This is a genomic window from Pseudomonas sp. NBRC 111123, assembly GCF_001320205.1.
GTDB classification, from domain to species: domain Bacteria; phylum Pseudomonadota; class Gammaproteobacteria; order Pseudomonadales; family Pseudomonadaceae; genus Aquipseudomonas; species Aquipseudomonas putida_J.
Genome location: NZ_BCAZ01000020.1, coordinates 1 through 20,458, shown reverse-complemented (window position 1 = coordinate 20,458; position 20,458 = coordinate 1). Strand labels below are relative to the sequence as shown.

Annotated in this window: 18 protein-coding genes and 1 pseudogene; 13 read left to right on the top strand and 6 right to left on the bottom strand. The window is 64.4% G+C overall.

All coding sequences use genetic code 11. The features are described from left to right. Positions 1-70 precede the first annotated feature (70 nt). On the top strand, positions 71-1,033 hold the full coding sequence (locus APH27_RS12415) for a helix-turn-helix domain-containing protein (protein ID WP_060484955.1): 963 nt from the start codon (positions 71-73) through the stop codon (positions 1,031-1,033). Here the strand turns inward: APH27_RS12415 and APH27_RS12410 are convergent. The 3 genes from APH27_RS12410 to APH27_RS12400 are packed head-to-tail and all read right to left on the bottom strand — an operon-like array spanning position 1,009 to position 3,922. Next, positions 1,009-2,304: an FAD-binding oxidoreductase gene (locus tag APH27_RS12410; RefSeq protein ID WP_060484954.1), complete on the bottom strand. Its 1,296-nt coding sequence runs from the start codon at positions 2,302-2,304 to the stop codon at positions 1,009-1,011. The genes APH27_RS12415 and APH27_RS12410 overlap by 25 nt on opposite strands. Before the next feature lie 26 nt (positions 2,305-2,330). Beyond that, entirely contained in the window at positions 2,331-2,753 is a 423-nt protein-coding gene (locus APH27_RS12405; RefSeq protein ID WP_027918757.1) for a RidA family protein, read from the bottom strand. Positions 2,754-2,782: 29 nt separating this feature from the next. Continuing rightward, positions 2,783-3,922: a tyramine oxidase subunit B gene (locus APH27_RS12400; RefSeq protein WP_060484953.1), complete on the bottom strand. Its 1,140-nt coding sequence runs from the start codon at positions 3,920-3,922 to the stop codon at positions 2,783-2,785. Positions 3,923-4,216: 294 nt separating this feature from the next. Here APH27_RS12400 and APH27_RS12395 point away from each other — a divergent pair, with 294 nt between their 5' ends. Then, positions 4,217-5,428 carry an MFS transporter gene (locus APH27_RS12395; protein WP_050437211.1) on the top strand — a complete coding sequence of 404 codons (1,212 nt, stop codon included), beginning with the start codon at positions 4,217-4,219 and terminating at the stop codon, positions 5,426-5,428. An 83-nt stretch (positions 5,429-5,511) separates the two neighbouring features. Then, positions 5,512-6,453, top strand: coding sequence for a ketopantoate reductase family protein (locus APH27_RS12390; RefSeq protein WP_060484952.1), 942 nt, complete (start codon positions 5,512-5,514; stop codon positions 6,451-6,453). On the opposite strand, the gene APH27_RS12385 is transcribed toward APH27_RS12390, so the two are convergent. Then, entirely contained in the window at positions 6,439-7,065 is a 627-nt protein-coding gene (locus APH27_RS12385; protein WP_027918754.1) for an NIPSNAP family protein, read from the bottom strand. The genes APH27_RS12390 and APH27_RS12385 overlap by 15 nt on opposite strands. Before the next feature lie 270 nt (positions 7,066-7,335). Here APH27_RS12385 and feaR point away from each other — a divergent pair, with 270 nt between their 5' ends. Then, on the top strand, positions 7,336-8,235 hold the full coding sequence (feaR, locus tag APH27_RS12380) for a transcriptional regulator FeaR (protein ID WP_060484951.1): 900 nt from the start codon (positions 7,336-7,338) through the stop codon (positions 8,233-8,235). Positions 8,236-8,322: 87 nt separating this feature from the next. Here the strand turns inward: feaR and APH27_RS26855 are convergent. After that, positions 8,323-8,523, bottom strand: a pseudogene (locus tag APH27_RS26855) (transporter); the annotation flags it as partial. 154 nt (positions 8,524-8,677) lie between these two features. Here APH27_RS26855 and APH27_RS26850 point away from each other — a divergent pair. Genes APH27_RS26850 through APH27_RS26840 form a run of 3 tightly spaced genes read left to right on the top strand, consistent with a single transcriptional unit; the run spans position 8,678 to position 9,232 of the window. Then, positions 8,678-8,935: a hypothetical protein gene (locus APH27_RS26850; protein WP_256250581.1), complete on the top strand. Its 258-nt coding sequence runs from the start codon at positions 8,678-8,680 to the stop codon at positions 8,933-8,935. A 15-nt stretch (positions 8,936-8,950) separates the two neighbouring features. After that, positions 8,951-9,076, top strand: coding sequence for a DUF1214 domain-containing protein (locus APH27_RS26845; protein ID WP_371262710.1), 126 nt, complete (start codon positions 8,951-8,953; stop codon positions 9,074-9,076). Between the two features lie 12 nt (positions 9,077-9,088). After that, positions 9,089-9,232, top strand: coding sequence for a hypothetical protein (locus APH27_RS26840; RefSeq protein ID WP_256250580.1), 144 nt, complete (start codon positions 9,089-9,091; stop codon positions 9,230-9,232). Positions 9,233-9,462: 230 nt separating this feature from the next. Here the strand turns inward: APH27_RS26840 and APH27_RS12370 are convergent, their stop codons facing one another. Then, complete coding sequence (locus APH27_RS12370; protein ID WP_060484950.1) at positions 9,463-10,377, bottom strand: LysR family transcriptional regulator; 915 nt, start codon at positions 10,375-10,377, stop codon at positions 9,463-9,465. A 206-nt stretch (positions 10,378-10,583) separates the two neighbouring features. On the opposite strand from APH27_RS12370, the gene APH27_RS12365 reads away from it, so the two are divergent. The 6 genes from APH27_RS12365 to pgm all read left to right on the top strand — a co-directional run. After that, positions 10,584-11,606 carry a zinc-dependent alcohol dehydrogenase family protein gene (locus APH27_RS12365; RefSeq protein WP_027918745.1) on the top strand — a complete coding sequence of 341 codons (1,023 nt, stop codon included), beginning with the start codon at positions 10,584-10,586 and terminating at the stop codon, positions 11,604-11,606. A gap of 462 nt (positions 11,607-12,068) precedes the next feature. Next, positions 12,069-13,433, top strand: coding sequence for a hypothetical protein (locus tag APH27_RS12360; protein WP_060484949.1), 1,365 nt, complete (start codon positions 12,069-12,071; stop codon positions 13,431-13,433). Continuing rightward, on the top strand, positions 13,433-14,746 hold the full coding sequence (locus APH27_RS12355; RefSeq protein WP_060484948.1) for a PLP-dependent aminotransferase family protein: 1,314 nt from the start codon (positions 13,433-13,435) through the stop codon (positions 14,744-14,746). Before APH27_RS12360 ends, APH27_RS12355 begins: the two co-directional genes overlap by 1 nt. An 85-nt stretch (positions 14,747-14,831) precedes the next feature. Further along, a complete protein-coding gene (locus tag APH27_RS12350; protein WP_027918742.1) occupies positions 14,832-16,481 on the top strand; it encodes a VRR-NUC domain-containing protein in 1,650 nt (549 codons plus the stop codon). Continuing rightward, entirely contained in the window at positions 16,478-18,739 is a 2,262-nt protein-coding gene (locus tag APH27_RS12345) for an ATP-dependent DNA helicase (RefSeq protein ID WP_060484947.1), read from the top strand. The genes APH27_RS12350 and APH27_RS12345 overlap by 4 nt, the downstream gene beginning before the upstream one ends. Positions 18,740-18,825: 86 nt before the next feature. Further along, a partial coding sequence (pgm, locus tag APH27_RS12340; protein ID WP_060484946.1) for a phosphoglucomutase (alpha-D-glucose-1,6-bisphosphate-dependent) occupies positions 18,826-20,458 on the top strand: 1,633 nt, incomplete at its 3' end.

Genomic DNA, 20,458 nt, shown 5'->3' with positions numbered 1-20,458 from the left:
CTGCTTGCTTACCCGGATGGCCCACTCTTTGCTTCTCTGCGCCACATGCACGTGAGGTAACAGAAACGCCATGCACGCCCAACGCCATCGCTTCAATGACGTCAACACCCATGCCAGCGCGATCCTCGGTTGGCAGCAGACCTACGACCAGATCAGCGCCGGCAGCGCCCACACCGAACTCACCCATCTCACCGCAGAGCGCTTCCAGATTTTTCATGAGTGCCTGGACAAGCGTGTAGTCCAGCACGGGGTGGCGCCGGCGCGGCGTTTTTGCCTGGCAATACCCGCTGGCAGCGCGGGCGCCGGGGTGTTCCAGGGCAGCAGCGTGGGGAGTGCGGATGTCACCCTTCTTCACAGTGGTCAGGAGTTTTTCGTCCATGCGCCCGAGGGCATGGACCTGCTGGCAGTCAGTGTCGATGCCGGTCGTCTGGAACAATTGGCCGAGCGTGAATTCAGCGCCCAGGAACTGCGTGCGTTGAACCGCACCACCCGGCTGAACGTCAGCCCGGCTTTTCTGGGGGCGGTACGTCAGCAACTGCAGGGGTTGATCGATGCGGCGCTGCAGGGTGAAGCGCTGGTGGAAGCGCAGCTCGAAGACTCGCTGCTCGAGTGCATGCTGGTGCTGCTGGATCAGGTCAGCCAGGACGGCAGCGGGCGTGGGGGAAATGTTGCGGTCAGCGCCTACCTGGTCCGGCAAGCGCACCAGATGGCCTTGGATTGCCTGGACGAGCCGTTGTCAGTGCTGCAGATCTGCGAGCGGCTGGATGTCAGCCGCAGCACTTTGCAGCGCAGCTTCCTGGGCGTCACCGGCCTTAGCCCGGTCGAGTACCTGCGCACGGTACGGCTGAATGCCGTACGTCAACGGCTGCAGCGCACCGCAGCCGAGCAGTTCACCGTTGCCCGGGTGGCCAGTGATCTTGGTTTTACCCACCTCGGGCATTTTTCCGGGGCCTACCGTGCGCTGTTCGGTGAACTGCCTTCGCACACCCGTCGCCAGGACAGCCTTGGTCAGGCAAAGCGTTCCAGGCGGTAAGGGGTCGGGTCCACCAAGGGCGTGCTGCCATCGACCAGGTCCGCCGCCAGATGGCCGGCCGCTGGCGAGGTACCGAAGCCGTGGCCGGAGAAGCCGGTAGCCAGCACCATCCCCGGTAGCTGCGTGACTGGCCCTATCACAGGCAGCGAGTCGGGGGTCACATCGATGGTGCCGGCCCACGCCTGCTCGATGCGCGCCTGCTTGAATACCGGCCAGGCGGCCCTGAGGTTGTTCAGCGCCTCCTGGTTCAAGGCCGGGTTGGCGGCAGGGTCCTGGGTGCGGATGCGCTCGAATGGCGAGACCGCGGTGGCCGACCAGCGCCGCGCCAGCGCCAGGTCCTTGAAGAACGGCTTGCCGAACGACACCCGCAGCAAACCCCGTTGTGCCCGGAACTGCGGCAGGTAGCGTGGGCCGAGCAAGGCATGATCCAGGGTCAGGTGCGCGTCGAGGGCACCCCGTTGGGTGATGATGAAACCGCCGTCGATATGCTTGCGGAACGAGAAATCGGGGCCGCCCACGGCGATGTCGGTCGGGCCTTCCATGGGCGCCGTACGCAGCACCGAGCAGTTCAGCGGCAAGCTTGGCAGGGCGACCCCGTGGTTGCCCAGCAGGCGCCGTGACCACAAGCCGCCCGCCAGCAGCACCTGCTCGCAGCGGATCTCGCCGTGTTCGGTCACCACGCCGTCGATGCGCCCGGCGGCGGTGGTGACGCAGCGCACGGCGCACTGCTCGACAATCACCGCGCCCCGGGCCATGGCGGCCTTGGCAATGGCGCTGCTGGCCAAGGTTGGCTCGGCACGGCCGTCGCTTTCGGTGAAGATGCCGCCCGCCCAGGCCGCTTGCCCACCCGGTACGCGGCGGGCGATTTCGGCGTTGCTCAACAGGCGCGAGCCCACTGGCAGGCCTTGCACCGACGCCAGCCAGGCTTCGTGCAGGGCCATTTGCCCGGGCTCGCGGGCGGCGAACAGGATGCCCGCCTGACGATAGCCGACCTCGCGGCCGACCCGGGCGGGCATCTGCGCCCACAGGCGGTCCGCTGCCAGGGCCATGGGCAGGTCCTCGCGGTGACGGCTGGTCTTGCGCACCCAGCCCAGGTTGCGCGAGGACTGCTCGCCAGCGATGCGGCCCTTCTCCAGCACCACCACCGGGATGTTGCGTTCGGCGAGGGTCAGTGCAGCGGTCAGGCCGACGATGCCGCCGCCGATGATGACCACGGTGGTGGCACTGGGGGGTGTGGTTGCGCAGTGCACCGGCGCGATGACAGGGGACATGGGCGGTTCTCCTCGAAGCGGATGGACTAGCGCTGCAGGTCGATCAGGTGGGGGGTGGCGCGGGATGCGCCACGGTAGGCGGTGACCTCCAGCTCCACCCGGTAGACCGTCGAGCCCAGAGGTGGGCAGGTGACCGTGCTGGCTGGGTCGACGCCGCGGAACACTTCACCGACGAGGGTCATCACGGTGGCGACATCCGCAGGGTTCTGGATGAACACCCGTGAGCACACCACGTCGGCGAGGGTTGCATCCACAGCGTTGAGCGCGGCTTCGATGTTGGCGAACACCTGCCGGGTCTGGGCCTCCAGGTCCTCGGGGATTTCGCCCGTCGCCGGGTTGCGCCCGGCGGTGTTGGAGACGAAGATCCAGTCGTCCACGGCCACCAGGCGCGAGTAGCTGCCCAGGGTCTCGTATTTCGATCCGGTTTTCAGTTTGGTGATTTGCAACATGGCATTGGCCTCAGGGTTGGATGGATGAATCAGCTCAGCGCAGGGCTTTCCCACAGGTTCAGGCGCACGCCGACACCGCGTTCCAGCGCCTGGCGGTACACCACCGTGCCCCAGGCCACATCCTCGACCGGCATGCCGCCCACCGACATGATGATGATCTCCTCGTCGTTGCGCCGGCCGGGCGCGACGCCTGCGACGATCTTGCCGATGTCCTCCAGCTGATCAGCCGGCAGGCTGCCTTCGGCGATCATGTCCATGAAGCGCACGCCTACCAGCGGCACATGGTTGTGTGCGGGCTTGGGCAGCTCCTCGAACCAGGCTTCGTACAGGCCGGTGTTGTCGACCACCTTGCGCACGTCGGCCTGTTCCATGCCGGCGTCGATGCTGCAGCCTGCCGGCATGGCGAGAAACGCGCCGGGCTTGACCCACTCACGCTTGACCAGCGGGTAGCTGGACGGGTCACCGGTTTCGCCGGAGGTGCAGTAGGTCACCAGGTCCGAGCCACGCACCACGGCCTCGATGCTGTCCACCACGTCGATGGTGGTGATCTGCGGATACGTGTCGCGTACCCAGCTGATGAAGTCGTCCAGGCTTTTCTGGCCGCGGCCCTTGAGCTTGAGCGTATCGACCTGCGGGCACACGGCCATGAACGCGGCCACGGTGGTCTTGCCCATGACGCCAGGGCCCAGCAGGCCGATCACCCGCGCGTCGCGGCGGGCCAGGTGGCGTGCGCCGACTCCGGGAATGGCGCCGGTGCGGTAGGCCGACAGCAGGTTGGCCGACATGTGCGCCAACGGGGCGCCAGTGTCGGGGTCGTTGAGGGTGAACATCAGGATCGAACGCGGCAGGCCTTTGTCGCGGTTGGCGATATTGGAGCAGTACCACTTGACCCCGGCGGTGCAGAAGTCGCCGCCCAGGTAGGCCGGCATCGCCATCATGCGCCGGTCGGCGGTGGGTTTGGGCATGTTGGGGAAGGGCGAGTCCTTGGGGAAGGTGATCATCGCACCGTGGGAATCGCTGTTCGGCCCGGCCATGCGGTAGTCACCGTGGTGCAGCAGGGCGAACATCTGTTCCATGGTGTTCACGCAGGCCAGCATGTCGGTGACGCCGGCGCGGATCATGTCCTGCTCGGACAGGTAGAGAAAGTCGATTTTTGTAGTTGTAGTCATGGCTTGTCTCGAAGGCATGGGGGAGGTGCCTGCAGCGGGGGCTGCTGCTGACGGTGCCGATGTTAGGAATGCCCCAGGGCGCGCGGCTATCCCGAATTGGTCAGGAATGACGGGGTGACTGCAGCCATGCCGGTTCGTGCTCTCTAGCCCGGGGCTTTGCGCGTTATCGATGCATTTCGGGCCACAATGGCGTTGGCAGCCATGACCAAAAGCCCGGCAATGCGGTACATGCCGTGCGCCTTCGAGCGCGGCACACTGTGGCGGTCGCAAGGCACCTCAATTCAGGATCAGCCCATGAAAACAACAACATCCAATCCGATTGACAAGACATCCGTGTACATCTGCGCAGGCCTGGTTTCCGCTGGCGGGGCGCTGCTGCTTAATGTGCTGCCGGTACTGTTTGGCGCCTTGGCCGAGCAGTTCGGTTATGGCGAACAGCAACTGGGCAGCCTGGCCATGGCCATGAACCTCGGTTTCGGGGTGCTCGGCCTGGCCTCGCTGCTGTGGATCCAGCGCCTGAGCTGGCGGGTCATTTCCACCCTGGCCTCGCTGCTGGTGGCGGCTGCGCTGGCGGGCATGCTGGGCAACCCCACGTACGAGACGCTGATGCTGCTCATGGCCCTGGCAGGCGCCGGTACCGGTGGGCTGTATGCCTTGGCGATGACCATTTTCGGCGACAGCGCGCAACCTGAGCGGGCATTCGGTTTCAAGCTGGGCATGGAGACGGTGCCCGGCGCCGTGCTGTTGATCGTGTTGCCGGTCGCCGTGGCGCCGCTGTGGGGCTTCCAGGGCATGTTGGTGACGCTGGTCATCAGCATGCTGCTGATGGGCGTAGCGCCCTTGCCGTGGGTGCCGAGCCGCAGCGCGCGGCAGCTCGAGGCGCGCGCAGGCGGGGCGCCGGTGGTGTGCCGTGAGAGCCGCACCATTGCCTGGCTGAGCCTGCTCGCCAGCCTGGTGTTCCTGACCGGCATCATGTCGGTGTGGGCATTCCTTGAGCTGATGGGCAAGAAGAGCGGCTTGTCTTCGGACACCATTGGCTCGGTGTTGGCGCTCGGTTTCATCATCAACGCCGGCGGCGGTTTCATCGCCTCGTCGGTCGGCCTGAAGGCCGGGCGCTTCCTGCCGGTGGCGGTGATCATCGCGGCCGAGGTGGCCGGCCTGGTGCTGTTGGCGCAGTTCGACTCGCTGACCACCTACGTGGCCGGGGTGATGTGCTTCCTGTTCTCGATCAGTTTCGTGCTCGCCTACACCTTCGGCGTAATGGCTGAGTTCGACCTGTCGGGGCGGTTGGTTGCTTTGGGTGCGCTGTGCCTGTCGGTCGGCGCGGCGGTGGGGCCGGCGGTCGGTGGCCTGCTGATCGAATCTTACGGTTACACCGCAGTGCTGCTGTTCTCCGGCGCCTGCTCGATCAGCGTGCTGGCGATCTACGGTGCTGCCGTGCTGCGCTCGCAGCAGGCGGGCAAACGCGAGCCGATTGGCGACGCGGTGACCTTGCCAAAGCTGTGATGGATGCAGCCTGGGTAGAAGAGGCTCGCCGGGGATGACCCGGCGAGCTTTTTCATTTCACGCAGATAAGGACGAAACCAAGCATGAAGATTGCAGTGATCGGGGCAGGGGCGATGGGCAGCCTGTTTGCCGCCAGGTTGATCGATGCCGGTGCCGAGGTGACCCTGGTCGATGTCGATGAGCGCTTGCTCGACGCGCTGCGCACCCATGGCCTGCGCCTGGAGGACGAACAGGGCGCGCGCGTTTACTGGCCGCGGGCGGCGCGCGCCGAGCAGTTGCACGGCCAGGTCGATGTCCTGCTGATGCTGACCAAGAGCTATCACACCCGCCAGGCCATGCAGGCAAGCCAGCATCTGCTTGGCCAGCAGACCCTGGTGGTGACGTTGCAGAATGGCCTGGACAGCGTGCCGGTGCTGCGCGAGTTCGTGGCTGACCATTGCCTGGCGATAGGCATGACCCTCTACCCGGCCGATGTGCTGGCGCCGGGTAGCGTGCGCAGTTGCGGCGCTGGCGAAGTGCGCTTGCGCGGGCTGTTGCCTGGGCCGCAGCCGCTCGGCCCATTGCAAGCTCTGATCGATTGCGTGCGCCGCGGCGGCATGCACTGCATCGAGGACCCGGACATCGAGGTCAGCCTCTGGGAAAAAGTCGCCTTCAACACGGCCCTGAACTCGCTGTGTGCCCTGACGGGGGAGAATGTCGGCGAGCTTGGCCGATGCTCGCGTGGGCGCGAAGTGGCCCTGACATTGGTCGCCGAAGCTGCCTCTATTGCCGCGTCAGTGGGTGTGGCGCTGGATCCGCTGCGGGTCACGCAGGCAGTGGAGCAGGCATTCGTCGTGCACGCCGCGCACAAGCCTTCGATGCTCCAGGACCTTGAGCATGGCAGGCGCATGGAGATCGACGCGCTGTCCGGCGCCTTGCTCGCCCATGCCCGGTGCCAGGGCGTGCAAGCCCCGGCCATGGCCGCCATCGACAGGTTGCTGCGCAGGGCGCAGCGGCGCCGTACGCTTTTGTCAGTGCAGCGGTGAGAAGGCGGCGGGCAGATACACCACCGAGTTCATCTTCTGCAACTGCGGGGCAGAATTCTCCGGCGGCCACACGCCGTCGCCGACCGCGCGGGTGCGCACATCCAGGCGCTGCTCCAGGCTGGCGTAGGGCCAGATGTGCAGGTAGCGCGGCACCCGGCCATTGGTGGCGTAGAACGCCGCATACACTGGCGAATACGGTTCAGCGGTGCGCGGCCCTACCGCCTTGCGCCAGCCGGCCAGGGTCGGTGCCAACCCGGAGCTGACCAGGTCGTACTCGCGCAGCTCATAGAACGGCCCGTGCTTGCCGGGGGCCAGCGGCTCCAGGAAGGGGAACAGGCGGTAGTCGTCCATGTGCTGCTCGAGCACGAACTCACCGATACCAAAGGCGTCGCTGGCCAGCAGCACACGCTCGCGTTCGGCCGCCTGGACTTCGACGCTGGCGAAGCGGCGCAGCACGGCAATGGTGTTTTGCGGGCCGATCTCGGACACCCAGCAGCCGATCAGCTCGACACCTTCCATGGCAGCCTGCAAGGCCTCCTGAAGACGCGGCAGGGCTTGGCCGGGTGTGCGCACGCGCAAGGTGAAACGCAGCAGTTCGTAAGGGTGGGACATCAAGCGTAGCTCCTGGATAAAAAAGCCCGGACCTTCCCCGCACGGCAACGCCCGGGCAAAACGGTAAGAAACGCTAACGGTCAGTGGGTGGGGCGCTCAATGACAGCCAGGCGCAATGTTGTTGCGTTACGTGCAACGACGGCCCGGCGGTAGGTGGCGAAAGGCAATGTGGCGCGGTATGTGCTTACGGTTCGCCTATCAGTCTTTTTGTTACCCAAAATCACGTGAATATTGCACTAATATGGCGCGTGCTCTTGATAGAGGTGGTCCATGAACGGTCAAGCGATGTCTGTCTGGAACGCGAGTGTCCACGCTGTATGCGGGCGCTTCGAAACGCGCTACGACCACTGCCAGAGCCTTTTCATCGGCGATTTGCGCCCCTCGCTGCTGGGCACCACGCAGGTCGCCCATATCCGTAGCAATGCCCACGCGATCGCCCGTTCGGGGCATGAGGCGGGGCTTGACGGCGATACACATTGTTTCCTTGTGTTACAACAGCAGGGGGAAATGGCCATCGAGCTGGGCGACCGGGTAATTGAGCTGCGCGAAGGTGACATGGCCTTGCTGGACTCGGCGCAGGCGATGAAGATGATCCCCCGCGGGCTGTTCTCCCACGTGTCCATTCACGTGCCCCGTGAGCGCTTGAACAACCTGGACCCCAGCCGTTTCGGCAAATTGTCCACTGCCGGCGTGTGTGGCCAGTTGCTGGCGACGTTGGTGCGCCAGGTGGCCGAAGGCGAGCTCGAACAGTGGGCCTGCCCGGAAGACGGTGACGGGCTGCAGGCCGCGCTGGTCGGGCTGCTCGGCTCGGTGTTGGAATACCGGGCACGTGACAGTTCGCCCGGCCTGCACCTGCACGAAGTGCAGTCACTGATCCAGCAACGCCTGGACTCGCCGCGCCTGACGCCTGTCGCCCTGGCCGAGGAACTGGGCATCTCCAGCCGCCAGCTGTATCGCCTGTTCGAGGCCAGCGGCGACAGCGTCTGCCGCTACATCCTGCGCGAGCGCCTGCTCAGGGCTGCTCAGGACTTGCGTAACCCTGCCTATGGCCATCGCTCGATCACCGACATCGGTACCCGTTGGGGCTTCGCCGATTCTGCGCATTTTTCCAAGACGTTCAAAAAGCAACTGGGCATGGCGCCACGCAGCTATCGCAGCCAGGGGCAGTAGGTCAGGGAGGGGGCTAAAACGCCTGCATCGCTTGGGCAGGCACGACCCGGAAGCTGGCAGGGAGGTGGCGATAGGTGCTGCCCCCAAGGTTGGCTGCATCGACATGCCGATCACCGCGGCTTCCTGGGTGAAAGAGCGGCCTGCCCAGTCATCGTCGTGGTCCAAGGCCAGGCCAAAGTTGCCGCACATGCCAAAGCCGATGGCCGAGCGCGCGTCGATCTGGTGGCTGATGAACCGGCTGGTACCGAGCAGGTACAGCAGGGCGTTGCCGCCTTCGTTGCCATCGAAGTCGAAGCATCAGGCAGAAGGCGCTTGCCTGCATGGACGACTGGAACGTCCGTACGCTTTCAACCTACCTGGGCGAGCCCGGCCCAAAAGCCAAGCAGCGCACTGACCCCGACCCGGCCAAGACCCACTGGCTGCAGCGGGTGAACTTCGTGCTGTGCGACGGCAACATGGGCCAGGCTGGCAAGAATGGCTCAACCAGTACGAGTCAGTCGGCGTCGAGCCCTGCAAGGAAAACTTCACCCAGGAGCCACTGGCGGCCGCGAAGAAGGGTGAAGAGCTGGGCATGAAGCACAACAAGGAACTGGCACCGAAGATGACCGATGCCGGCAAGCTGCTGGGTACGCGCGAGCAGTTGAGTGACGGGCCCCGGGACCTGTTTGCCGTGGGCAGCTACATCGGCCAGTGGGGGTAGCCACCGGATGAAAGTATCTACCTGCGCACCGAGACCGCTGCCGATGGCAAGCCGATCAATGGCGCCAATGGCAAGCCTTACGTCATGCACTTCAAGGCACCTGAAGTCAGCCAGTTCTGGCCCTTCACCGTCTACGCCTAAGACAACCGCCTGATGGCCCACAACGCCATCAACCGCCATCGCCGCGGTGACCGTACCCTCAAGCCGGATGACAAAGGTGAATACACCCTCGAGCGGAGCGCCAAGGGTGACGAGGGCAACCCTGATTACCTGCCAATTCCGCAAAAGAATGCCTAAATCGTCCTGAGGTTGCCTGGCCCAAGCTAGGCAGTGCAAGGCGGTGGATACAAGTTCCCGCCTGTCGAAGTGACTTCGCACGGATTCGTGAGGAGGGTAGTGCACTTTCGGGCCTGGCTCCGAGGGTGCCAGGTTGGCTGCTTAACGCCTTGATTGCGCCCTGGAGGCAAGCGAGCGCCTGGCAGCACACCGAGTATTCGGTATCCTGCTTTTTAAAGTAAGCGCCAGCGTCACAGGCTGTCGGGATCCCCGAAGAACATTTGTATCCGTGACCGCAGCCAGCGTTCCGCCGGGTCATTGTCCTGCGCCCCGCGCCAGGCCATGTGCAGTTCGAACGTACGCACTTCCATGGGCAGGTCTTCGGCGCGCAGCCCGCCGGCTGCAGTCAAGGCATCGGCCGTGTAGTCCGGCACCGTGGCGACGATATCGGTCCCTGCCAACAAGCTTCCCAAACCATTGAACTGGGGCACCGCCAGCACCACATGGCGCTTGCGGCCGATTTCTTCCAGCGCCTCATCGATGAAGCCAGACAGGTCGCCGGCAAACGACACCAGCGCATGCGGCCGAGCGCAGAAGTCGTCGAGGGTGATGCTGCCTGGCACGCTGTCGGCGCGCAGCAATTTGGGCTTGCTGCGCCGCAGCACCTTGCGCTTGGCGTTGGCCGGCAGTTCGCTGGTGTAGCTGACACCAACGGAAATCTCGCCCGAGGCCAGCAGGTTCGGCATCAGCAGGTAGTTGACCCGGCGCACCACCAGGACAATGCCGGGGGCTTCGGCGCGGATGCGCTTGAGCAGCTGTGGCAGCAGGGCGAACTCGGCGTCGTCCGACAGACCGATGCGGAACACCGCGTTGCTGGTCGCCGGGTCGAACTCGGCGGCGCGGCTGACTGCGGTGGAGATCGAATCCAGCGCCGGCGACAGCAGGGCGAAAATTTCATGAGCCCGCGCCGATGGCTCCATGCTGCGGCCGGTGCGCACGAACAGCGGGTCATCGAACAGGTTGCGCAGGCGTGACAGGGCCGCGCTGATGGCCGGCTGGCCGAGGAACAGCTTCTCGGCGGCACGGGTCACGCTACGCTCATGCATGAGGGTTTCGAACACGATCAGCAGGTTGAGGTCTACGCGACGCAGGTCGTTTCGATTCATCGGTGCGCTTCGCCTAAAGTGGGGCAGGGGTGAATATTAAGGCCAAAGGCTGTTACCCTGCACCGATTTCCGGGGGCCAATGCACAGGAAAGTCAGGTGCCCAATCGATGACAGGCATGTCGACTATTAATAGCCACTGATGGTCTAACGGCAAAAGCCCGGATAAAGTCCGTGGTAATACGAGATTCACAAAGGCGAGGTATGCGATGTCCCGCATGATCCGTTTCCACAAGTTCGGCGCTGCCGATGTGCTCCGTTGCGAGGAGCAGGCCGAACCGTCACCTGCCGTCGGCGAGGTGCAGATCCGCGTCGAGGCTATCGGCGTAAGCTGGTATGACGTGCTCTGGCGGCAGAACCTGGCGCCATCTCAAGCGCGGCTGCCTGCGGGGATCGGCCACGAGATGGCCGGTGTGGTGACAGCGGTCGGCGAAGGCGTCGAAGATATCGCAGTGGGCGACCGGGTCGCCAGTTTCCCGGCCACCAGTGCCAACGATCACCCGGTGTATGGCGATGTCATCGTCCTGCCGCGCACCGCCATCACCCGGTATCCGGATATTCTCACGCCGATCGAAGCCAGCGTGCATTACACGCCGCTGCTGATCGCCTATTTCGCCTACGTCGACCTGGCGCGTGCCAAGGCCGGACAGACCGCGCTGGTCACCGATGCCAGCCATTGTGCCGGACCGGCATTCGTGCAATTGGGCAAGGCGCTCGGCCTCAAGGTGTTCGCGGCCACCAAGGAGCCCGAACAACGTGAATACCTGCTGGGCCTGGGTGCCGACAAGGTGATCGTCACCGAAGAGCAGGACCTGCTCATGCAGGTTGGCAAGTACACCGATGGCCGCGGCGTCGACATGGTCCTCGATGGCATGGGCGGGCCGCAGATGTCGTTGCTGGGTGATGTGCTGGCGCCGCGTGGCAGCCTGGTGCTGTATGGCCTGCAGGGGGGCAACCAGACGCCGTTCCCGGCCTGTGCGGCGTTCCAGAAGAACATCCAGTTCTACGTGCACTGTATCGGCAACTTCACCGGCAAGCCGGAGCTGGGCATCAGCCAGGACCAAGTGGCATTGCAACGGGCCTTGCGCGATATCAACCAGTTCACCGCCGATCAGTTGCTGACGCCACAGATCATCAAGGTGTATCCGTTCGCGGATGTGGTCGAGGCCCATCGCTACATGGACGAATGCCCCTGTGGCGGGCGGGTAGTGTTGGATATGGCGTCGCGCTGACGGCATAACTGGCAAACAAAAACCGGGCATATGCCCGGTTTTTTGCATTCTGCGCGGCTATATTTCATGAGGTTGTAGTTGTTAACTTTGTAAGTTGATGTTGCCGGGGAGTTATAAGCGGGTCTTTAGTAGGCTTTTATACATTGCAGGTCCCGTGTTTACTGATTTCTGAATGGTTTTTTCATTTAGATCTGTATCTTTTAATCCCTATTCAACGCTCGATAATGGCGCATTGATAGTTGGCGCAAGGAGCGTGCAGTGAAGACGAATAGGCGCGGCAGTGCGCGGTTCAAGGCGGTGGAGAGTTCCTGGTTAGGCTCATCTCTTTCAAGGGTGTGGCGACAGCGTACTGCAACTTCAAAGCTTCCTGTTTGATTGTAGGAAATTTCTTCAAGTTAAATCCGCTGCACTGAACCCTCAGGTGGCGTGCTTTTGTGTTGAATGAAGTTGTGAGGTGATGCCGTGAGTATTGTTCACGACCAGGCTATGCACTTTATTTATCAGCAGGTGCTGGAACGCCTGCTGAAACATATGACCAAGGAGCAACGCGCTTCGCTGCAGTTGCTGATCCAGCGTTTGCTGGTAGCCGCTGGCGGGCCCGAATACATCGGTACGTTCAGGTTGCTGGTGGTTCACGGGGGAGACCATCGTAGTGCCCGGTTGTTGGCCGTGTTGCGTGCCGCGCAGTTGAGCATTGCCTTGCGCGCACCTGTGACCTTCAAGTTGCGGGTACTGGTCACCTGTGTGCCGGCAACCAGCGGCGTATTGCTGGAGCAGCATGAGCGCACCTTCAACACCTTGTTCATGCATGATGATCCGCGTGTGCAGTTGCAGATGGTCGAGGGGGCAGCAGTGGTGCCGTTCTGTTGCCAGGCTGACAACATGGATCGGCATTTGCCGTTGTCACGCCAAGCCTTGCTGATGTTCGGCCACCTCGTTGATGCACACCCCGAAGCACTGCTGGGCAGTCGCACGCATCTGGAACTGGCCGATGCCATGCGCCTGGCGCTGGCCGCGTACCCGGGCGCCGATGCCCTGATAACCGCCATACCTGCCAGCCAGCGGCGGCGTTTTGCGGCCTGGGCCCGCCGGACCCTGCGCCAGGCAGGTGTAGCCAGTGCTGGCTCGTTGCATCAATGCGTCGACAGCCTGGCCAGGTCGCTGGGCCATTTGCATGTTGTCGCAGGCTCACCGGGCGGGGTGATTGGCGCGCCGCTCAGCGCCCAGGAAAGGCCATTGCCGCTGCGGGTCATCGTGATTGACGATCTTCTGGCCCAGTTGCTCAGTGAAGGCGAACTCGACCTGATGATGGGCTGGGGCTTCGAGCCGGCGGGCGAAAGCGCACCGCTGGCGGCATTTGTCGACCCTCTGGCGCTGGCGCAGTTGCACGAGACAAGCGGGCGCTGCAAGGCGCCTACTGCCCCCCGGCAAGCATTGCGCCTGGCCGGCCAGGATGTTCCTGGCAAGCCTCAGGCGCCCCAGCAGGCGCGCTTTGCCAGGGCCTATGGGCTAGAGCAAACCCAGCTCGCCTGTTTGTTGTACCGGCCCTTTGCCAACCAGGGGGCGGGTCTGGAGCGGTTCCTGCAATCGCGCCATGCCGACATGCTGGTGGCCTTGCCCTACCTGCATCGGGCCCTGCAAGGCAAAACCTGCCCTGATGCCGTCAAGGACTGGATCGTGAATACCAGCGGCCTGCCGCTGGCGCAATTGCGCATGGTCTACAAGGGGCGCTTGGCGCCGGGTGTCCGTCAATTGCTGATCCACCTGGCGCGGCGTGATGTGCAACTGCGGTTTTTGGACTCCGCGATGCGCAAGGCTTCATCCTGATGGGGCGCGAGTTTGCCTACCAGGCGGTGTACCGTTACCTGATCGCGTTGATCGACGAGGCCGAGCGAGGCGGGCAGCCACGCCTGCCGTCGCTAAGGGCGTTGTCCAGGCGCTTGCGTGTTTCGTTGGCGACGGTACAGGCGGCCTACAGCCTGCTTGAGCAGGAAGGGCGTGTGCAGTCGGTACCAAAGTCCGGCTATTTCGCCCAGGTCAGCCTGGAGGTCGGCAGGGCTGATGCAGGCCATGGGCTGCCCGCGCAGCCGTTGCTGGAGCGCGCGTTGTTCGCCCATGAGCGGCGCCTGGGGCGGCTGCGTGCGCGGCCCACGCGGGTGCTGGGCGGGCCACGGCTGCGTGACGCCCTGGCCGAGCGCTATACCCGCTCTTCCCGGCAATACTGGCGACCTGAGGATGTGCATCTGGGCCCTGATGTGCAGGCGTTGCTGGAAACGCTGTTGCAGGCTCTGGCGCTGCAGGGCAGTACCGTGCTGGTCACCTCACCGTGCTGTTGGCGTATCCTGCGGGCCCTGCAACGCTGCGACATGCGGGTCCTTGAAGTCCCGCTGGATGGCGGCGGCAGCCTTGATATCGGCAGTCTGTCCAGGCTGCTGCGCTATGAACCGGTGCGCATGGTGATAATGCCTTCGTGCCTGGCCATCCCAGTGGGGCGAGTGATGCCTGAGCGCGATCAGCAGCAGATCGCCGATCTGTTGGCAGCGCACCCGGTCTGGTTGCTGGAAAATGATCTGGACAGCGAGCTGTGCTTTTCCGTGCCACCGTGCTCACGGTTGCGCGACTGGGTGGACCCGCGCTGGCTGCTGGTGCTGGGTTCGCTGGAGGCGACAGTAGGGGCCGAGGCACCTTATGCCTACCTGTTGGGGCGCCATGAAGCTTTGGTAGAAGCATTCGCCCAGCGTGCTTTTCAACTTGCGCCAACGCGTCAGCAGGCGCTGGCGCAGATGATCACCACGGGCGAAATCGATCAGCACCTGGCCCGGACGCGGGCGCTGCTGCATGGGCGGATGGAACAAATGTGCCAGCAGCTGCGCACGGTGTTGGGCAGGCAGGTGGACTTCGACATGCCTGAGGGCGGGTATGCCTTGTGGGTGCGCCTGTCACCTACGATGGTAAGCGCTCAAGCCGTGGCAGCGACGGCGGACTCGGCATTGCAGGTGCTGGCAGGTGAGCAGTTCGGTCTGGATGGGCGTTATCGGCAGTTCCTGGCGCTGACCTGGCTGGGCGAGCAGCCCAAGGCGCTGGTCGAGGCGCTGGAACGCCTGGCAAAAGCCTTGGCGTTTGACGCCATTCGTCGGTAGCCCGGCGGAATGAGCCTTGGTGCTTGCCTGTGCGCGCAATCTGTATGTATAAACAGTGCTCACTTTTACTGCCCGACCCCGCCTTGTGATTGCCCACTCCGTCGATGACCCGCTGTATTACCTGCACAATTTCCGCCAGGTATTGCGCTGGGTCGAGTCACGTTATACCGACCTGCTCGATGCGCAGGAACTGGCGTTTGTCCAGGCGTTTGCCGCGCTGGCGCAGCCGGCCCAGGCGCTGATGGTGCGCATGGTGATGCGCAAGGGCGAGCTGTTTCGCTGCGACCGCCTGGACTATGCCGAAATCGGTGACACTGCGGCCGCCTTGCAGCCACTGTTGGCGCTGGGCTGGGTGCGCGAGCCGGAGGTCCTGAGCCTCGAGCAACTGTTCGCACTGTTGCGCAAGGACGAACTCGCCCTTGGCTTCGCCGGGCAGTTGGCCCGCCCGCGCGCGGCAAAGGGCGACCTGTTGGAGCAGTTGCGGCCTCTGTCGCTGGCTCCCAGGCCCTTGCACGAGTGGTTTGCCCAGGCCCCGGTCAGTATCGTGCAGTGGTGCCTGCAGCCGCTGTGTGATCGCATACGCTTGTTGTTTTTTGGCAACCTTTATCAGGACTGGTCGGACTTCGTGCTGGCTGACCTGGGCCTGCTGCGTTTCGAGCAGGTGCCTTTCAGCCGCGACTCACGTGCCCTGCAGCAGCGCAGCGAGGTCGACCAGGCCATGGCGCTGCACCAGTGCGGCGAGCGTCTGGAACTGGGTGAGGAGCCGGCATCGATCCTGGCGACACTGGCCGGCCTGACGATCGACAACCCGTGGCTGGCACGGCGCCATGGCCGGCTGTTGTTTGCCGTGGGCCAGCAATGCGAGCGCCTCGGTGACTGGGATCAGGCGCTGGCGGTGTATGCCCGTAGCAGCCATGCGCAAGCGCGTATTCGCCAGGTTCGTGTGTTCGAGCGCAGCGAGCGCTGGGAGCAGGCCCACGCATTGGCCCGGCAGCTGGCTGCCGAACCGGCCAACACCTTGGAAGTGCAGGCCTTGGAGCGCATGTTGCCGCGGCTGGCACGCAAGCTCGGCGGCCCCGCACAGCCACGCCGGCGCGCGGCTGTGCCTGAGCTGATCGAGTTGGAACTGCCGCGCGAGCAGGCAGCGCTGGGTGTCGAGGAAGCGGTGCGGCAGTACCTGGGGCAAACCGGTGGGCAGGCGCACTACGTGGAGAACACACTGTTCAACAGCCTGTTTGGCCTGTTGTGCTGGGAGGCGATCTTCGCCCCGGTGCCGGGGGCCTTCTTCAACCCGTTCCAGGCGGCGCCCCAGGATTTGCATGACAGCGATTTCCAGCAACGGCGCGCAGTGCAGCTCGCTGCCTGCCTGGGCCGCCTGGACGATGGCTCCCATCGCCAGGCCATCCTCGATTGCTACGCGGCCAAGCAAGGCCTGCAGTCACCGTTCGTGTTCTGGTCCATGCTCAACGAAGGGTTGCTCGATCAGGCGCTGACGTGCCTGCCCGCCGCGCACTTGAAACAGTGTTTCCTGCGCCTGTTGCAGGACATCCGCAACAACCGCGCCGGCATGCCAGACCTGATCCAGTTCTGGCCAGAGCAGCAGCGCTATCGAATGGTCGAGGTCAAGGGGCCCGGTGATCGCTTGCAGGACAATCAACTGCGCTGGCTGGAGTTCTGCGCCGAGCACGGCTTGCCGGTGGCGGTGTGCCACGTGCGCTGGAGCGAGCCAGCGTGAGTTATCGCGTGGCGGTGCGGGCGCTGTGCGAGTTCAGCGCCAAGGTCGGTGACCTGGACCTGCGCTTCACCCCGTCACCCACGGCTCAGGAAGGTATCGAAGGGCATCGCCGGGTGGTCGCCCGGCGCGCCGCAGGCTATGAGGCGGAGGTCGCCCTTGAGGGCGAGTACCAAGGCCTTCAGGTACGCGGGCGCGCCGATGGCTACGACCCGGCCGCCAATCGCCTGGAAGAGATCAAGACCTACCGCGGCGACCTGGCGCGGCAGCCGGCCAATCATCGCCAGTTGCACTGGGCTCAGGCCAAGGTCTACGCCTGGCTGCTGTGCCAGGCGCGGCAGTTGCCAGCCATCGAGGTGGCGTTGGTCTATCTGGATGTCGACAACGACAGCCAGACGCTGATCAGCGAGCACTACCGCGCCGATACCTTGCAACACTTCTTCGAAATGCAGTGCCAGCGTTTTCTTGCTTGGGCCGTGGCTCAGCAACAGCGCCTTGTCGAGCGCGACCAGGGTTTGCAAGCCTTGGGCTTTCCTTACCCCCAGTTCCGCCAAGGCCAGCGGCAACTGGCCGAAACCGTGTACAAAGCCGTCAGTACCGGGCGCTGCCTGATGGCCCAGGCCAGTACGGGTATCGGCAAGACGCTCGGCACCTTGTTCCCGCTGCTCAAGGCCATGGTCCCGCAGCAGCTGGACAAGGTGTTTTTCCTCACGGCCAAGACCCCGGGCCGGGCGCTGGCGCTGGACGCGCTGGGCCAGATCAGCGCGGGCACGCCGCAGCCCGCGTTGCGCACCCTGGAGCTGATCGCCCGGGACAAGGCCTGCGAATACCCGGACAAAGCCTGCCATGGCGAGTCCTGCCCGCTGGCCCAAGGCTTCTACGATCGCTTGCCCGTTGCACGCGAGGCAGCGGCGTTGCGGCCCATGCTCGACCGTGCCAGCTTGCGCGAGGTGGCCTTGGCGCATCAGGTCTGCCCGTATTACCTCGGCCAGGAAATGGCCCGCTGGGTGGACGTGCTGGTGGCCGACTACAACTATTACTTCGACGCCCACGCCTTGCTGTTCAGCCTGACCCAGCTAAACCAGTGGCGGGTCGCGGTATTGGTGGACGAGGCGCACAACCTGGTCGAGCGCGGCCGCGGCATGTACAGCGCCACCCTCGACCAGGGCCAGTTGCTCGCCTTGCGTCAAAGCAAGCCGCAGGGGCTCGGCAGCGCCCTGGACCGGCTGAATCGGCAGTGGAATGCGCTGTACAAGGGGCAGCAGGCTCCGTACCAGGCCAGTGAACAATTGCCGGAGGCCTTCCTGCGGGCCCTGCAGCAGTGCATCGGGCTGATTCAGGAGCGCATGAACGAAAAACCCGCCGAGGTCGATGCCCAGGTGTTGCAGTTCTTCTACCAGGCGCTGCAGTTCAGCCGGGTGGCCGAGCTGTTCGACGAGCATTTCCTGTTCGACATCAGCCTGCGCGAAGGCCCGCGCAAGCGGCAGCTGGCCAGCCTGTGCCTGCGCAACGTCACCCCGGCCCGGTTGCTCGCCCCACGCATGCAGGCGGCGCGCAGTGTGACGCTGTTTTCCGCCACCTTGAGCCCACGGCACTTCTATACCGACCTGCTCGGCATGCCGGCCGACACCGCCTGGCTGGAGGTGGCAGCGCCGTTCCGCGCCGAGCAGCTCGAAGTGCGTATCGCCAGCCAGGTCTCGACCCGCTATCGCGAACGCCAGGCTTCACTGGCGCCGATTACCGAGTTGATTGCCGACCAGTACCAGCGCCAGCCAGGTAACTATCTGGCGTTCTTCAGCAGTTTCGAGTACTTGCAGCAGGTGGCCAGCCTGCTTACCGAGCGCCACCCTGGCATCCCGCTGTGGGCCCAGGCGCCAGGCATGGACGAAGCCGCGCGCCAGGCCTTTCTCGATCGCTTCGTGGCAAACGGGCAAGGGGTAGGCTTTGCCGTGCTCGGTGGGGCGTTCGGTGAGGGCGTCGACTTGCCTGGAACCCGCCTGATCGGGGCCTTCGTCGCCACCCTTGGCCTGCCCCAGGTCAACCCGGTCAACGAACAGTTCAAGCAGCGCCTGGGGCGGCAGTTTGGCGCTGGTTTCGACTATGCCTACCTGTACCCCGGTGTGCGCAAGGTCATCCAGGCTGCCGGGCGGGTCATCCGTGGCGACCAGGACCGCGGTGTGCTGGTGCTGATCGACGAGCGATTCGCCGAACAGCGAGTACAGCAGATGTTCCCGGCCTGGTGGCAGGTGGCCGCCAAATAATCCTGTGCGGCCCCATCGCGCCACATTGCAACTCCCAGTACACTGCGTGTTCCAACACCAACATCTGTTGAACTCGAGGTTTTTGCATGACGCTCAGTCCTTTGGCAGGCAAGCCGGCTCCGGCCAGCGTGCTGGTCGATATCCCCCGCCTGCTCACCGCTTACTACACCGGCCGCCCTGACGCCGCCGTGGCGGCCCAGCGCGTGGCCTTCGGCACCTCGGGGCACAGGGGCAGCTCGTTCGACCTGAGTTTCAACGAGCACCACGTGCTGGCGATCACCCAGGCCATCTGCTTGTACCGCCAGGAAAAGGCCATCGACGGGCCGCTGTTCATCGGCGCCGACACCCACGCGCTGTCCGCGCCGGCCGCGGCCAGTGCCCTGGAAGTGCTGGCCGCCAATGGCGTGCAGGTGATGCTGTCCAAGGACGATGAATACACCCCGACGCCAGCGGTGTCGCATGCCATCCTCTGCTACAACCGTGGCCGCAGTCAGGGCCTGGCTGATGGCATCGTCATCACCCCGTCGCACAACCCGCCACAGAGCGGTGGCTTCAAGTACAACCCGCCCAACGGCGGCCCGGCCGACAGCGATGTGACCAAGTGGATCGAGGCCAAGGCCAACGAACTGCTGGCCGCAGGGCTTGCCGGGGTCCAGCGCATGGACCATGCCCAGGCGCTGCAGGCCGCCACGACCCACCGTCATGACTATGTGACCCACTACGTGGCTGACCTTGAAAACGTCATCGACTTCGACGTCATTCGTGGCGCCAACCTGCGCCTGGGCGTTGACCCGCTGGGCGGGGCAGGGGTGCGCTACTGGTCGGCGATCGCCGAGCGCTACCGGCTGAATCTGGAAGTGGTGAACACCGAAGTCGACCCGACCTTCCGCTTCATGTGCGTGGACTGGGACGGCCAGATCCGCATGGACCCTTCGTCGCCTTACGCCATGCAAGGCCTGATCGGCCTGCGCGAGCGTTTTGACGTGGCCTTTGCCTGCGACCCGGACCACGACCGCCATGGCATCGTCACCGCTGACGGGCTGCTTCAGCCGAACAACTACCTGGCGGTGGCCATCGATTACCTGTATCGCAACCGTCCGCAATGGCGCAGCGACGCCGCGGTGGGCAAGACCGTGGTATCCAGCGGCCTGATCGACCGCGTTACCGAGCGCCTGGGCCGTGAGCTGTACGAAGTGCCGGTGGGCTTCAAGTTCTTTGCCCAGGGCCTGTTCGACGGAACGCTTGGCTTCGGCGGTGAAGAGAGCGCCGGTGCGTCGTTCCTGCGCAAGGACGGCACGGTCTGGGCGACCGACAAGGATGGCCTGATTCCGGCGCTGCTGGCGGCCGAGATGACTGCCCGCACCGGGCGCAATCCGAGCCAGGCGTACAACGAGCTGACCGCAGCGCTGGGCAAGCCGTTCGCCACCCGTGTCGAGGCCAGGGCCGATGCACGGCAGAAGGCAGCGTTGAGCAAGCTGGCACCTGAGCAGGTGAAGTCGACCGAACTGGCGGGTGAGCCAATCGTGCAGATCCTCAGCCATGCGCCGGGCAATGGCCAGGCGATTGGTGGTTTGAAGGTAATGACGGCCAATGGCTGGTTTGCCGCGCGGCCATCGGGCACCGAAGACATCTACAAGATCTACGCCGAGAGCTTCGTCGACGAGGCGCACCTCAAGCGCCTGGTGGAAGAAGCGCAGGTGCTGGTGGATGCGGCGATTG